Source organism: Streptomyces sp. NPDC056160, assembly GCF_042268205.1.
Taxonomy (GTDB): domain Bacteria; phylum Actinomycetota; class Actinomycetes; order Streptomycetales; family Streptomycetaceae; genus Streptomyces.
The window spans coordinates 1-14,757 of sequence record NZ_JBHJUW010000122.1 but is presented as its reverse complement, the minus strand read 5'-3'; the positions used below and the strand labels follow the sequence as shown (position 1 = coordinate 14,757).

The following is a 14,757-nucleotide window of genomic DNA, read 5'->3' as shown; positions in this document are numbered from 1 at the left end:
CAAGAGATCAAGAGATCAAGAGATCAAGAGATCAAGAGACCAAGGGCCTCCCGCCCCAATGCAACATGTGACATAGTACTGATGTGGGCATTCCTCTTCGGGTCGTCGTCGTGGGCGCCGGTATCGTCGGCGCGGCGATCGCCCGTGCCCTGGTCCGGGCCGGATGCGACGTGACCGTCGTCGACCGCGGCCCCACAGCCGGGGGGACCTCCGCGGGCGGTGAGGGCAATCTGCTCGTCTCCGACAAGGAACCGGGCCCCGAGCTGCGGCTGGCGCAGCGTTCGCTCGCCGCCTGGGCACGGATCGGGGACGAGCTGCGCGACGAGCTCCCCGCCGGATTCCCCGGCCTGGAACTGGAACGCAAGGGCGGCCTGGTGGTCGCCACGACCGAGGCCGGCGCGCAGGCCCTGCTGGCGTTCGCGGACGCCCAGCGGGGTGCCGGGGTGCTGGCCGAGACGGTGGACGACGCCCAGGCCCATGAGCTGGAGCCCGACCTGACACCGCACGGCACCGCCACGGTGTTCTACCCCGAGGACATGCAGGTGCAGCCGGTGGCCGCGACCGAGGCGCTGCTGGCCTCGGCCCGCCGTCATGGTGCGCGCGTACTGCAGGGCGTCGAGGTGACCGGGCCGGTGCTGTCGTCGGGTCGGCTCGCCGGCGTACAGGCCGCTTTTGCAACCCTGCCCGCCGACGCCGTGGTGCTCGCCGCCGGACCCTGGTCCGGCCTGGTCGCCGAGCGGCTCGGTGTCCTCCTCCCGGTGCGTCCGCGTCGCGGCACGGTGCTGGTCACCTCACGGATGCCGGCGCGTGTTCGGCACAAGGTGTACGACGCCGACTACGTGGGCGCGGTCGGCTCGGGCTCGGCCGACCTCCAGGTCTCCAGCGTGGTCGAGTCGACCGCCGGCGGGACCGTCCTGATCGGCTCCTCCCGGGAGCGCCGCGGCTTCGACGAGCGCATCGAGGCCCGGGTGCTCGCCGCGCTGGCCGCCAAGGCATTGCTGCTGTTCCCCTTCTTGGCCGACGCACAGGTGATGCGCGCCTACGGAGGGTTCCGGCCGTTCGTCCCCGACCACCTGCCGGTGATCGGTGCCGACCCCCGGCTGCCCGGCCTGTGGCACGCGACCGGGCACGAGGGCGCCGGGATCGGCCTGAGCCTGGCCACCGCGGAGCTGCTGCGCGACCAACTCCTGGGCGGTGCCGCCGATCCGCTGGCCGCCGAGTTCGGACCGGACCGTCCCACCCTGCTGCCGCACCTCGAAGGGGCCGCCTGATGACGGGGATCCACATCGAGGTCGACGGGGACCGGATCGCCGGTCTGGCCGGGCAGAGCATCGCCGCGCTGCTGCTGGCCGACGGGCGGGTGGCCTGGCGGCGTACCCGTACCGGCCGCCCCCGCGGTGTCTTCTGCGGGATCGGCGCCTGCTTCGACTGCCTGGTGACCGTCAACGGCCTGCGCGACGTGCGGGCCTGCCAGCGACGGGCCGTGGACGGCGACAGGGTCGACCTGCAGGAGGACGATCGTGACTGAGGTACTCGTCGTGGGCGGCGGACCCGCCGGGATGGCCGCGGCGCTGGCCGCCCGCCGCCGCGGCGCCCGTGTCGTGCTGCTCGAAGCGGGCGACGACGTCGGCGGGCAGTACTGGCGGCATCTGCCGGGCGGGCGCGCCGGCACGGGCGAGCGGCTGTGGCAGCACGGCTGGGACCGCTTCGTCGCGATGCGCGAGGAACTGCTGGCCGACGAAGGCTGCGAGGTCGTGACGGGCGCGCACGTCTGGTCGGTCGACCGGCGTGATGACGCCCCGCCGCTCGTGCACGTGCTCGTCGGCGAGCCGGACGGGCAGGGGCGCGAGCCGCGTACCTACGATCCGGCGGCCCTGGTGCTCGCGACCGGGGCGTACGAGCGCACGCTGCCGTTTCCCGGCTGGGACCTGCCCGGCGTCTTCACCGCCGGGGCGGCGCAGGCACTGGCCAAGGGCGAGCGGGTGGCCGTCGGCCGCCGCGTCCTGGTGGCCGGTGCCGGGCCGTTCCTGCTCCCCGTCGTCTCCAGCCTGCTGCGGATCGGCGCCGAGGTCGCGGGCGTGGTCGAGGCGGCCGGCCCGGCGCAGCTCGTCGGAGGCTGGGCGACCCGGCCCTGGCAGCTGCTCGCGGCTCGGCACAAGGCCGGTGAGCTGGCCGGGTACGCCCGCCGACTGGCCGCCCGCCGCATTCCGTACCGGACCGGGGCGGCGGTCGTCGCGGCGCACGGCACCGATCGCGTGGAGGCGGTGACGGTGGCGCGCCTGACCCGGGACTGGGCGCCGATCCCCGGTACCGGACGACGGATCGAGGTCGACGCCGTCTGCGTGAGCCATGGCTTCGTCCCGCGCACCGAGCTGGCCACGGCGGCCGGCTGCGCGCTGGGCGTGGACGGTGCGGTCACCGTCGACGAGCGGCAGCGTACGTCGGTGTCCGGGCTCCTGACCGCCGGCGAGCTGACCGGCATCGGCGGCGTCGACCTGGCCCTGGCCGAGGGGGAGATCGCCGGGGCCGTCGCCGCCGGGGGCGTGCCCGCACCGGGCGCGGTCCGCGAGCGCGCGGTCTTCCGGGAGTTCGCCGCGCGGCTCGCCGCCGCGCACGGCATCCGCCCCGGCTGGCGTGCCTGGGTGGACGACGACACCGTGGTGTGCCGCTGCGAGGACGTCACCGCGGGTGCCCTGCGCCGGACCGCGGAGCTGACCGGATCCCGCGGGCTGCGCTCGCTCAAACTGACCACCCGGGCCGGACTCGGCCTGTGCCAGGGCCGCACCTGCGGCCGCGCGGTCGAGGACCTGCTCACCGGTGCGAACGAGCCCGGCCTGCTCGACGCGGGCCGTACCGCCCAACGACCGATCGCCATCCCCGTACGCCTGGGCGAACTCTCCGTTTCGACCAGGACCAGTGACCGAGAGGACGTCCCATGAGTTCCGCACCGACCGATCTGCGCGGAGTGATCGTCGCCACCGCCTTGCCCTTCAAGGAGAACCCCTCGGCTCCCGCCGGACTGGAGGTCGACTACGACCGCTACGCGGAGCACTGCGACTGGCTCATCGCCGAGGGCTGCCACGGCGTCGGCCCGAACGGATCGCTCGGCGAGTACTCCGCGCTGACCGACGCGGAGCGTCGCAAGGTCGTCCAGGTGGCCGTCGAGGCGGTCGGCGGGCGCGGCGCCGTGGTCGCCGGGGTGCACGGGCCCGGCTGGCACCAGGCCCGGCACTGGGCCGAGCTGGCCGCGGAGGACGGCGCCGACGCGGTGCTGGCGCTGCCGCCGACGATGTACCGGGCCAACCGCGAGCAGGTCGTCGAGCACTACGCGAAGATCGACGAGGTCGGGCTGCCGATCATGATCTACAACAACCCGGTCGACACCAAGGTCGACCTCGTCCCCGACCTGGTGGCCGAGATCGCCCAGCTGCCCAACGTCACCGCGATCAAGGAATTCAGCGGGGACGTGCGCCGGCTGTTCGAGATCACCGAGCGGTGCGACATCGACGTCGTCGCAGGCGCCGACGATGTGCTGTTCGAGCTGATGGCCGACGGGGCGGTCGGCTGGTTCGCCGGCTTCCCCAACACCTTCCCCGCCGAGTCGGTGGCGATCTACGAGCACATGCTGGCCGGGCGGTTCGAGCAGGCCCGGGAGCTCTACAAGCACCTCGTCGCGGTGTTCCGGTGGGACTCGCGCACCGAGTTCGTGCAGGCCATCAAGCTCGGCATGGAGATGGTCGGCCGGTACGGCGGCCCGTGCCGCCCGCCGCGCGGCCCGCTCTGTGCCGAGCACGAGGCCCAGGTGCGCGCCGACATGCGACGGGCCGTCGCCGCGCTCAAGGCGCGCCGCGCGGTGGCGGTCTGAGATGCGTACGTCGCGGCTGTTCTCCGCTGTCGACTCGCACACCGAGGGCATGCCGACCCGGGTCGTGACCGGTGGCATCGGGGTGATCCCCGGCGCCACCATGAACGAGCGGCGGCTGTACTTCGTCGAGCACCTCGACCATGTACGGCGGCTGCTGGTGAACGAGCCGCGCGGCCACTCGGCGATGAGCGGCGCCATCCTGCAGCCCCCGACCCGCCCCGACGCGGATTTCGGTGTGCTGTACATCGAGGTGTCCGGGTGCCTGCCGATGTGCGGGCACGGCACGATCGGGGTGGCCACGGTCCTGGTCGAGACCGGGATGGTCGAGGTCGTCGAGCCGGTGACCACCATCCGGCTGGACACCCCGGCCGGGCTGGTCGTGGCCGACATCGCGGTCAAGGACGGGCACGCCGAGAGCGTCACGCTGCAGAACGTGCCCGCGTACTGCGACCGGCTCGACGAGAAGGTCGAGGTGCCCGGCCTCGGCGAGGTCAGGTACAGCCTGGCGTTCGGCGGGAACTTCTACGCCATGGTGGACCTCGACGACGTGCGGCTGCCGTTCGACCGCGAACGCAAGGGCGAGATACTGGGCGCCGGACTGGCGATCATGGACGCGATCAACACGTCGGCGCCGCCCGCTCACCCGGAGATCGAGGGCGTCGGCCATTGCCACCACGTGGAGTTCATCGCGCCCGGTTCGAACGCCGCGCACTCGCGGCACGCCATGGCCATCCACCCGGGATGGTTCGACCGGTCGCCCTGCGGAACCGGCACCTCGGCGCGGATGGCCGAACTGCACGCACGCGGCGAGCTGGCGCTGCACCAGGATTTCGTCAACGAGTCCTTCATCGGCAGCCGGTTCACCGGCCGTCTGGTGGGAAAGACCACGGTCGCCGGCCTGCCCGCGGTGCTGCCGACCATCACCGGCCGGGCCTGGGTGACCGGGATGGGCCAGTACATGCTGGATCCCACCGATCCCTACCCGGCCGGTTTCGAGTTCTGAGGAGCAAAGAGGGAGGTCATGCGGCTTTTCGCAGCCGGGTCCCGCAGGGCAGAGGCCGCAGCGACCGGCCCGGCACGCCACCGCGCGTGCCGCCGGCGGACGTGACATGTCAAGGGACGCCACTGTCGGTGTTCCCCCTGGCACCCGCGCCGACCGGCGAATGGGATACTCGGCACTGCGCCGGTCGGCGGAGTTGGCGGGGTGTGACATTTTAGTCGTGGGAGGACGGCGCGGATGAGTTCATCGATCATCGGCCCGGTGTCGGTGGGAGCGAGCCTGCGCGGCACGGTGGAGGACGCGGTGGCCGCGGCCATCGTCTCGGGCGAACTGGCCCCGGGCACCCTGGTCACCGCGCCGACGCTGGCCACACGCTTCGGGATCTCCGCCACCCCGGTCCGTGAAGCCCTGCTCAACCTGCAGGGACGCGGATTCGTCGACGTGGTGCGCAACAAGGGTTTCCGGATCACCGAGGTGAGCGAGCAGGACCTCTGGGAGATCGTGCGGCTGCGCCAGCTGCTGGAGGCCCCGCCGATGCGGGACATCGCGCGCACACTGCAACCGGAGGCCGCCGCCGAACTGCGGCGCAGGGCCCAGGCGATCGTCGAGGCGGCCGCCGCGGCCGATCTGGCGGCCTACCTCTCCGCCGACATGGCCTTCCACCTGCGACTGCTGGAGCTGCACGGCAACCGCCGGCTGGTCGCGATGGTGAAGGACCTGCGCCAGCAGACCCGCATGGTGGGCCTGGCCGACATGATCGGTACGGCCGAGCTGGCCCGTTCGGCCGCGGAGCACCACAGCCTGGTGGATCTGCTGGAGGCGCGCGACGGACGGGGCGCGGAAACGCTGCTCACCGCCCACATCGGACACGTCCTCGGCTGGTGGAACGGCCGCTCGGAGGACTGAGACGCCGGTATGACGAGCCCGCCCGGCCGAGCCGGGCGGGCTTTCGGCGCGTGCCCGTGAACCGAAGGGCCTCGCAGTGAATTCTGAGAGCGCCGCCTTGCCGAGCCGGGCGGAGGTCGCCGATGTCGACGCGGCCACCGCCGCGGCCCCGATGACGCGGCGGGTGCTCGCATGACGGCAGCGCTCGACGACTACCTCGCCTCCTTCGCCGAGCCGGCCGGATACCTCAACTTCGGCAGCTACGGACCACCCTCGCGCGCGGTCGTGGAGACGATCGGCCGGCTCACGGCCGAGGCGAGCGCCGGCGTTCCCTCGGCGGGACTGCACGCGGAGGACGAGAACGCTCTCGCGGCAGTCTCCCGCCTCACGGGGTTCGACCGCGGCGCGGTGGTGCTGACGCCCAGCACGTCGTTCGGCCTTCTCCAGGTCGCCTTCGGGCTGCCGCGGGGCGCGGTGCTCGTCAGCGCCGCGGAGCTCCCCTCGAATCTGTACGCGTGGTGGCGGGCGCAGGAGGCGGGGCTCGTCACCGTACGTCCTCTGCGTGCCGTACCCGGGGACGAACTCGCGCCGGTGACACCCGAACGTGTGGCAGCCTCGCTCACGCCGGACAGCGTCGCGGTGGCGGTCAGCGCGGTGGACTTCCGAACCGGGGTCCGTGCCGACCTGGCCGGCATCCGTTCCGCGATCGGCGACCGCCTCCTCGTGGTGGACGGCATCCAGGGATTCGGTGTCGTCGACGCCGACTGGACGCTGGCCGACGCGCTCGTCGTCGGCGGCCAGAAGTGGCTCAGAGCGGGGTGGGGCACGGGCTTCGTGGCGCTGTCCCCCCGGGGCCTCGCGCGCCTCCGGCCGACTCTCGGTGGCTGGAGCGGTGTCCAAAGGCCCTCGCACTACGACGGCGTACCCCACGAGCCGCTCCCCGGCGCACAGCGATTCTCGACGACCGACGGATCACCGTTCGCATCCGGGGCACTCGCGACGGCCCTCGCCCAGCTGGAATCGGTCGGGGTCGCCACCGTCCAGCGCCGCATCGAGGACACGGCGACCGCCTTCATCGGCCGGCTCCTCGCCGCGGGCATGCCGGTGCCGTCGCCCGTGTCACCGCACGAACGCGCGGGTCCCGTCGTGGTGGGCACTGCGCACGGCGCCGCCCCGGCCGTCCACGAACGGCTCGACGCGGCGGGGCTGACCGCGACCGTGCACGGGGATAACCGCATACGTTTCAGCATTCACGCCACCACCACTGCGACCGCACTCGACGCGGTCTTGGCCGTTCTGGGGAAGTCCCCGTGATCGTGTCAACAAGGGCCGGGGCAGCTTCGTACGGGGCGTCAGCGGAACGGGCTGTTGCCCACGCACTTGGCGTGGGCAACACTCGCGTGTCAGGTGTAGATCCGGGGAGACTGCACGTTGCCGTAGTAGCCGTAGTGGCCGTTGACCGTGGCCCAGTATCCGGATTGCACCACGTAGGTGCCGCCTGCCGGGGCGGACCAGGCGCGGTCCGTACCTTTCCACTCGTTCTGCGACGGTCCGCCCCGCCCCGGCCCGACCCAGCCCCCACAGACGAAGTCGTGAATCTGGGTCAACGAGCCGTCGGGGTTGACGCGCATGAGCTGTGCGCAGGGATCGACCTGGTCCGGGTCACCAGGGTTCCACTGATGTTCGACGGTGGTGACATCCGGGTAGATGCGTGTGCTGTTCCAGCTGTTGCTGCTGTCCGCTGCGTAGGCGCAGGAGTCCATTTCGACGTCGCCCGGCTCCATCACATAGGCGCGGCAGCCGCCACCCCAGACCTCGGCGGATGCGGTGGTGGTACCGAGTGTGACACCGGCGAACGCGAGGCTCGCGACAATGCCGAACTTGGCCATGTGGCTGATTTTCAAGGCTTTGAGTCCTCCCCCTTGAGCCGTGCGGGTGCACGGTCCCTGGCGGGAGCGTTTCACGGTTCGCGGGGCATGACCAGGGCGCATTGCCCGGGAATTGAGGACCTCCCTGGTTGATGGCAAGCCTGGCAAGCACCTGCGGATCCAGCGGAACGGGGAGTGGTACACCTGCGCCGGCAGGCGATGTACGCGAGAACGGAAGTCACCCGCTCTCGGCGCCGGAGTCCTCTGTGCGATGTGATCCCAGTCGCAAAGTAGCCGCTGCAGCCCGGAAGTTGAGCTGTCCGGAGGCTTCTGGCGCGGCGCGACGTGCCTCGGCCTGGGTGCGGGGGCTGCTCGCTCCCCTGGACGCGCGGGGCCGGCCGCACACCGCAGCACCGATGTCGGACCGGCTGTGTACGGTGGCCCGACGATCAGGCGCAAAGGCGGCAGAGGGGCGGGGCCATGACCCGTACGGTCATCACGGACAAGGTGTTTCCGCACGAGAAGCTGATCGGCTCACCGCGCTCGCTGGGCGGCGCCGATCTCGTCCGTTGCACCTTCCAGGGCGGAACGCTGTCCCAGCACGAGGACCCGGAGTTCGGGCTCAGAGTGCACGATCTCTCCCTGCGGGACTGCCGGGCCGGCGGCGTACTGCACGGCGTGCAGTTCAGCGACGTCTCGGTGCACAACCTCGCCTCCGGCGCCCGGATACCGCCCTTCGCCTGCGTCTTCCGGCACGTCACGCTCTCCGGGCGCATCCCGCAACTGATGGTGCGGCCCGCCCACTCCACCCTCCCGGCAAAGGTCCAGGAAGCCTTCCGGGAGGGCGCGGAGCGCTTCTACGCCGCGGTCGACTGGGCGCTGGACATCACCGCCGCGAAGTTCTCCGACGCCGGGTTCTCCGGCATCCCCGGTCACCTCGCCGCCGAGACCCCGAGACCCCGAGACCCCGAGACCCCGAGACCCACTTCCTCCTGCACCGAGACCGGGCCGAGGCGGCGGACTCCCAGGCCTTCTCCTCCCGGGCGCGTTCCTACCTCGCCAAGGCCCGCACGTCCCCCTACCCGACGATGGTGGTCGTGGCTCCGACCCGCTCGAAGTACTTCAAGGACATGCGCACGGACCTGGAGAGCCTGCGGGCCGCCGGAATCGCCGAATAGCGGCCGTGCAGAGCCCGAGCGCCACCAGAGGGGCTGTCACGTCACCCGGTCCGTCTCCGCGAACCGCGGAGCGCCCCGCAGCGAGGGTGCACGACTTCTTGCCGCGCGCTCGTTCGTCGAAGGTGACGTGGCGCCACTCGCCGCCCGGTTCGGCGAGGACCCGTCGCCAGTACCCCTGGGTGGCGAACTGGCCGTTGAGGTAGATGACCGGGACGCGGGGGCCGCCGTGTCGGTGACGGCCAGGGCCGTGTCGTCGACCGGCACCATGCCGGTCCACTGAGCGTGGACGAGGACGCGCTGCTGTTGGTCATGGGCTTCCCCCTGGTCGCGTGAGACGTTGTACGACTGGTTTCGGACGGCCGGCCGGGGTGGTCGGCGACGGGCCGTCATGGGCCCGGCCGGATGTCCCGTGCTGCTGCTGTTTCAGAGGCTGCGGGCGGTGATGTCGCCGCGGGAGGTGGTGGCGCGGATGTCGAGCTCGGTGGTGCCGTCGTTCTTGAGTGCATTGCTGATGCGGCCGTAGGAGGTGCTGCCGTCCAGGGCGGACGAGACGCCGGCGGCGGCGCCGACCGAGATGCTTCCGTCCTGGGTGCGCAGCTCGACCTTGCCGCCCATGGCCTCGCTGATACGGATGTCCCCCCGTGCGGTGCTGATCTGCGCGGGACCGCCCAGCCGTCCGACCTCGACGTCGCCGTCGACCGCGGTGAGGCGCACGCTCGCGGCCTCGTCGATCTTGATCTGCCGGTACGCCCCCTCGAAGACGACGTCGCCCAGACGGCCGACGCCGCGCAGCTCGCAGGAGGCGGTCTTGGCCTCGATGGTCGAGCCGGCGGGCAGTTGGACGGTGACCTCGATGGATCCGGAGGGGCCGAAGTGCTGGTTCTTGGGCTCGGCGGTGCGGATCTGCAGGACGCCGCCGGCGAATTCGACCGTGGTCCGCTCGGCGGTCGTCACGTCACGGCCCTTGGCGGGGTCAGCCGGCCGGACCTCGACGGTGGTGTCGGCGCGGTCGGCGGCGATGACCTGGATGCGTCCGGCGGGGACGTCCAGGACGGCGGCGATCGGGGCGGGAGTGTCGAACTTCTGCATCGTTCTGTCCTTCGGCTCGTCGTTTCTGACATTGGAAACACTACGTTGCGTTCACGACTCCAGCAATGTGCTTGTTGCGCGAATCTGCCATAAGTAAAGGTCAGAGTTATGGATTTCATTGCAACGAGGCTAGCGATTAATGCAACGCTGTGCTGTATGCGTTGCAATGAACTAGAGGTGAACGCTAAGCTGAGCCCCGCCACGAGCCGTCAGGAAGCACGAAGGAGACCGCGATGCCGGGAGGCAGGCTCACTCAGTCCGAACGTCAGCAGATCGCGCTGGGCCTGGCCGACGGCCTCGCCTACGCGGAAATCGCCAGACGCCTGGAACGGCCCACCTCGACGATCACGCGGGAGGTCATGCGCAACGGCGGCCCCGCCGCCTACCGCGCCGACCTGGCCCACCGCGCCACCGAACGTCGCGCCCACCGCCGCCGGCAGGCCGTGCCCCGCGATGCGTCGAGGCCCCCGCAGCCCCACGGGCGCGACCCCGAGGCGGTGCGTGAGTACGAGGAGACGCTCACCACCGTCTTCATCGCCTCCGGCACGCCCAAGATGATGGCCCGCGTCATGGCCTGCCTGTGCATCAGCGACACCGGCAGCCTCACCGCCGCCGAACTCGTCCAGCGCCTCCAGGTCAGCCCGGCCTCCATCTCCAAGGCGGTCGCGTTCCTGGAGAGCCAGGACCTCGTCCGCCGGGAGCGCGACGAGCGCCGCCGCGAGCGGTACGCCATCGACGACGACGTCTGGTACCAGTCGATGATGGCAAGCGTCCGCTCCACCGCCCAGGTCGCCGAGACCGCGCGCCAGGGCGTCGGCATCCTCGTGCCCGGCACCCCGTCCGCCGTCCGCATGGAGAACATCGCCCGCTTCCTCGACTACGTCTCCGAAAGCCTCGCCCGCGCCGCGGACCAGGCCCGCGAGGTCCTCCACACCAAACCCGGAACAACCTCGGGTGCGCCTCTATCCCACCGTGAAGGCACAGGAGAACCTGCTGCGACTGCGTGACGCCTGGACCCGCCTGCTCGATGGCACGGTCACCGATTCCCACGGGGCCGACGCCGTGATCTCGACCCTTCAGCACATCGAGACCCGGCTCGTCGCTCAGTCCCCCAGCGGCTCCCGAGACGGGGGAGCCCAGTAGCCGGAACAGCCGGGGGGACCGCAGCGAGATCAATCTCACCGGCACTTGCCGGCTGCTCCGCTCCCGGAGGTCGGAGGCACGGCGGCCGGGCGGCTTCCACGCTGGGAGCCGGGGAGCCGGGGAGCCGGGGAGCCGGGGTGCCGGGTGTCGGGATGCCGGGATGTCCGGGACCTCCGGGATGCCGCGTAGCCGCGGTCCCGGGTGGGTGCACCGCACCCACGCCCCGGTCCATGGGCTGGATCTAGCGTGGTGGACATGGAAAGCAACAACGAGCTCGGTGACTACCTGCGTGCTCGTCGCGCGATGATCACGCCGCGGGATGTCGGGCTGCTCGACGGCGGGGACCGGCGGGTGCCGGGGCTGCGGCGGGACGAGGTGGCGCTGCTGGCCGGGGTGAGCACGGACTACTACATCCGCCTGGAGCAGGGTCGTGAGCGGAACCCGTCCGGGCAGGTGCTCCGGGCGATCGCTGCGGCGCTGCGGCTGGACGGTACCGCAGCCGGTCACCTGTTCCGGCTCGGCCTGCCCGTCTTCGCCACGGCGACCGCAGCGCCGACCGTCGCCCCGGAGCTGGTGCGGCTGATGGACGGCATGCGCGACGTGCCGGCCTTCGTGGTCGGCGCGGCGCAGGACGTGCTGGCGGCCAATGCCATGGCGCGCGAGCTGTACCGCGGGTTCGCGAGGTACGACAACCTGCTGCGGATGATCTTCCTCGACCCGTTCGCGCGGGAGTTCTATGCCGACTGGGACAAGGCGGCGCACACCGCGGTGGGCAACCTGCGGGCGTCCTCCTCGCAGTTCCCCGAGGACGAGCGGATCGAGCGGATCGTCGGCGAACTCAGCGTGCGCAGCCCCGCCTTCACCGGCCTGTGGGCACGTTACGAGGTCCGTCCCCGCACGCAGGAGGACAAGCACTTCCGCCACACCCACGTGGGTGAGGTGCGGCTGCACTTCGAGGCGCTGGCCGTCACCAGCGCCCCGGGGCAGCACCTGTCCGTCTACAGCGCGGCACCTGGCAGCGCCAGTGCCGATGCCCTGGTCCTTCTCCGCCGACTGGCCGAGCAGGGCTCGGCTCCCACCGTCCAGGACATCCCCGCAGAGGAAGAAGACGTCCGATCATGACCGCCGCCCTGTCCGGCTCCGCCGGCACGTTCAAGATCGCCGGCAAGGAGGTCACCCGTCTCGGCTTCGGCGCCATGCGCCTGACCGGGCTCGGCGTGTGGGGCGAGCCCGACGACCGCGACGAGTGCGTCCGCGTGGTGCGCCGGGCCGTCGAACTCGGCGTGCAACTGATCGACACCGCGGACTCCTACGGCCCCCACGTCAGTGAGGAGATCATCCGGGAGGCGATCCATCCCTACCCCGACGACGTGCTCATCGCGACGAAGGCCGGGCTGACCCGCAACGGACCGGACACGATCAGGACCCGCGACGGGCTGGTGCGCCTGGGCCCCCAGGCGTGGCCGCCGGTCGGGCGCCCGGAGTACCTGCGCCAGCAGGCCCTGATGAGCCTTCGCCGGCTCGGCCTGGACCACATCGACCTGTTCCAGCTGCACCGCGTCGACTCCGAGGTCCCGCTGGAGGACCAGGTCGGTGAGCTGAAGAGGCTCCAGGACGAGGGCAAGATCGTCGCGATCGGCCTGTCCCAGGTCACCGTCGACCAGATCGAGCACGCGCGCACGATCGCGGAGATCGCCACCGTCCAGAACCGCTACAACCTGACCGACCGCGGCTCCGCCGACGTCCTGGACCACTGCACCCGGCACGGCATCGGCTTCCTCCCCTGGGCGCCGGTAGCCGCAGGCGAGCTCGCCCGCCCCGGCGGACCGGTCGACCGGATCGCGACCGCCCACGGCGCCCGGCCGTCCCAGGTGGCGCTGGCCTGGCTGCTCGCCCGCTCCGAGGTCGTGCTGCCCATCCCCGGCACCTCCAAGGTCGCGCACCTGGAGGAGAACCTGGCCGCGGCGACGCTGCGCCTGACCGACACGGAGCTCGCCGAACTCACCGACGCCGCGTGATCCGCGCCCACCCCGCCGGGCCGGCCGCTGCCCTCCACTCCGACTGGCGCTCCCTCCCCACCCACTCACCGAAGAAGGCACCTCAAGCCATGCTGCTTCCCTCCACCGAGGCAGGCCGGGGACGGCCCGTCGTCCTGCTGCACGCCCGGCCCACCGACCGCACCATGTGGGACGCCCACCTCCCGCTGCTCGCCGAGGCGGGCGTGCGGGCCATCGCCTTGGACCTGCCCGGCCACGGCGACGCGACCGTGCCCGACCGCCGCGAGGTGGCCCCCTGGTCGGACGTGCTCGACACGCTCGACCACCTCGGGGCCGACCGCTTCGTGCTCGCCGGGAACTCACTGGGCGCCCTGGTGGCGCTCCAGGCCGCCGTCACGGCACCCGAGCGGGTGGAGGGCCTGGTGCTGGTCGGGTACCGGGCCCACGACCAGCCCGCCTCCCCGCGTCTGGACGCCGCCTGGGAGGCCGAACGGACGGCGCTGGCCGCCGGCGACCTGGATGCCGCGGTGAAGGCCGGCGTCGAGGCGTGGACCTCGGCCGCGGCGACCGAGGAGGTACGCATCCACGCCGCCCGTATGCTCCGCCGCCGGCTGACCGGACAGCTCACCCACGGCGAACCGCCGCAGGCGGCGGATCCCCTCGGCACGGGCCCGGCGGCGCTGCGCACGCTCAGGGGCGTGCCCGCTCTGGTCGGCGTCGGCGAGCACGACATGCCCGACTTCCACGAGGGCGGCGCGGGTCTGGTCCGCGATCTCGATGCGGGTCGGACCGCCGTCATCCCCGGCGCCGGACATCTCGCGCCGCTGGAACAGCCCGCGGCGTTCTGCGCCCTGCTGCTGGACTTCGTCCGCCGCCTTCCGCAGCAGTCGTCGCCCGTGCACGAGTAGGACCCACCTCCGGCCGTCGACGTCACCCGCCGGCTCCGGCCGGATGCCCACGCCTCACCCGAGCGGATCTGTGCCACACCCACGGCCGGCGCATCCCCGTCCCTGACCGGCCCTACTCGGTCATTGTCGCGGCGGAGGGTGACCGCAGCGCGTGGACCGCGCCCCTGACCGCGCGCCGGCCGGCGCCCGGGGACGGTGACGCGACGGTCACCGCACAGCAGTTGCGCGGTATCTTCCCACGTTTCGTGCTGCCCACGTCCGACGAAGTCATCTGAAAGAACCGCAGGCCACCGCGGGCGAGCTGACCTCAGGGAACCCCGCCGCATCGCGGGGCACGCGGCGTCGGTCAGCTCGCAGACCGTCTCGAAGGGGGCGCACCGGCCGCCGTTGGCGACGATGCCGTCCTGCGGCAGGTGGCCCCCTGATGGGCGGCGAGGACGACCGCCCGGGTGCCTTCACGTTCGTACACACCGAGGCCGACGACATCAGCGATCCAACGGCCGGCACCTTGACCAGCCGAAGTCAGCGACTACCGGGCCTTGGGTCAAGGCCGCTTTCGATCTCTGGCAGATCTGCGACATCACCCACAGGACTCAGGGGTGGGGTCGCAGATCTGCCAGCTCTTGGCTTCTTCGGCCTGTTGAACTGGTCACGCAATGACGGTCCCTTCACAGGACGGAACTCATGGTTTCGACAACCACCGCCGGCGACGACCTGGGCGGAGCCGGTCTACTGACAGTGAAGATATGACTGGTGGTTCCGCTGATGAGCCTGACTCGCCTACTGACTGACGTCATCGACTGTCCTGTTTGGGATTTGTCGGT

The 14,757-nt window shown here is 71.7% G+C and carries 13 protein-coding genes; 11 read left to right on the top strand and 2 right to left on the bottom strand.

Annotated features, from left to right (window positions below):
• The first annotated feature begins 89 nt into the window (after positions 1–89).
• The 7 genes from ACFC02_RS32605 (at position 90) to ACFC02_RS32575 (ending at position 7,064) form a co-directional block, all read left to right on the top strand.
• Positions 90–1,271, top strand: a complete 1,182-nt coding sequence (locus ACFC02_RS32605) for an NAD(P)/FAD-dependent oxidoreductase (protein WP_376365196.1) — start codon at positions 90–92, stop codon at positions 1,269–1,271.
• Positions 1,271–1,528 carry a 2Fe-2S iron-sulfur cluster-binding protein gene (locus tag ACFC02_RS32600; protein ID WP_376365171.1) on the top strand — a complete coding sequence of 86 codons (258 nt, stop codon included), beginning with the start codon at positions 1,271–1,273 and terminating at the stop codon, positions 1,526–1,528. Before ACFC02_RS32605 ends, ACFC02_RS32600 begins: the two co-directional genes overlap by 1 nt.
• Positions 1,521–2,939 (top strand): NAD(P)/FAD-dependent oxidoreductase, encoded by a 1,419-nt coding sequence (locus ACFC02_RS32595; protein WP_376365169.1) that lies wholly within the window; start codon positions 1,521–1,523, stop codon positions 2,937–2,939. The genes ACFC02_RS32600 and ACFC02_RS32595 overlap by 8 nt, the downstream gene beginning before the upstream one ends.
• Entirely contained in the window at positions 2,936–3,865 is a 930-nt protein-coding gene (locus tag ACFC02_RS32590; protein WP_376365167.1) for a dihydrodipicolinate synthase family protein, read from the top strand. Before ACFC02_RS32595 ends, ACFC02_RS32590 begins: the two co-directional genes overlap by 4 nt.
• A 1-nt stretch (position 3,866) precedes the next feature.
• Positions 3,867–4,868: a proline racemase family protein gene (locus ACFC02_RS32585; protein ID WP_376365166.1), complete on the top strand. Its 1,002-nt coding sequence runs from the start codon at positions 3,867–3,869 to the stop codon at positions 4,866–4,868.
• A 234-nt stretch (positions 4,869–5,102) separates the two neighbouring features.
• On the top strand, positions 5,103–5,771 hold the full coding sequence (locus tag ACFC02_RS32580; protein WP_376365164.1) for a GntR family transcriptional regulator: 669 nt from the start codon (positions 5,103–5,105) through the stop codon (positions 5,769–5,771).
• Between the two features lie 171 nt (positions 5,772–5,942).
• Positions 5,943–7,064 carry an aminotransferase class V-fold PLP-dependent enzyme gene (locus ACFC02_RS32575; RefSeq protein ID WP_376365162.1) on the top strand — a complete coding sequence of 374 codons (1,122 nt, stop codon included), beginning with the start codon at positions 5,943–5,945 and terminating at the stop codon, positions 7,062–7,064.
• Between the two features lie 89 nt (positions 7,065–7,153).
• Here the strand turns inward: ACFC02_RS32575 and ACFC02_RS32570 are convergent, their stop codons facing one another.
• Both ACFC02_RS32570 and ACFC02_RS32565 read right to left on the bottom strand, forming a co-directional pair.
• Complete coding sequence (locus ACFC02_RS32570; protein WP_376365160.1) at positions 7,154–7,639, bottom strand: hypothetical protein; 486 nt, start codon at positions 7,637–7,639, stop codon at positions 7,154–7,156.
• A 1,580-nt stretch (positions 7,640–9,219) separates the two neighbouring features.
• Positions 9,220–9,885, bottom strand: coding sequence for a DUF4097 family beta strand repeat-containing protein (locus ACFC02_RS32565; protein ID WP_376365158.1), 666 nt, complete (start codon positions 9,883–9,885; stop codon positions 9,220–9,222).
• Positions 9,886–10,118: 233 nt separating this feature from the next.
• Here ACFC02_RS32565 and ACFC02_RS32560 point away from each other — a divergent pair, with 233 nt between their 5' ends.
• The 4 genes from ACFC02_RS32560 (at position 10,119) to ACFC02_RS32545 (ending at position 13,933) form a co-directional block, all read left to right on the top strand.
• Complete coding sequence (locus tag ACFC02_RS32560) at positions 10,119–10,892, top strand: helix-turn-helix domain-containing protein (RefSeq protein WP_376365156.1); 774 nt, start codon at positions 10,119–10,121, stop codon at positions 10,890–10,892.
• Between the two features lie 391 nt (positions 10,893–11,283).
• Entirely contained in the window at positions 11,284–12,150 is an 867-nt protein-coding gene (locus ACFC02_RS32555; RefSeq protein WP_376365154.1) for a helix-turn-helix domain-containing protein, read from the top strand.
• A complete protein-coding gene (locus ACFC02_RS32550) occupies positions 12,147–13,046 on the top strand; it encodes an aldo/keto reductase (RefSeq protein ID WP_376365153.1) in 900 nt (299 codons plus the stop codon). Before ACFC02_RS32555 ends, ACFC02_RS32550 begins: the two co-directional genes overlap by 4 nt.
• Before the next feature lie 89 nt (positions 13,047–13,135).
• A complete protein-coding gene (locus tag ACFC02_RS32545; protein ID WP_376365151.1) occupies positions 13,136–13,933 on the top strand; it encodes an alpha/beta fold hydrolase in 798 nt (265 codons plus the stop codon).
• The last annotated feature ends 824 nt before the right edge of the window (positions 13,934–14,757 follow it).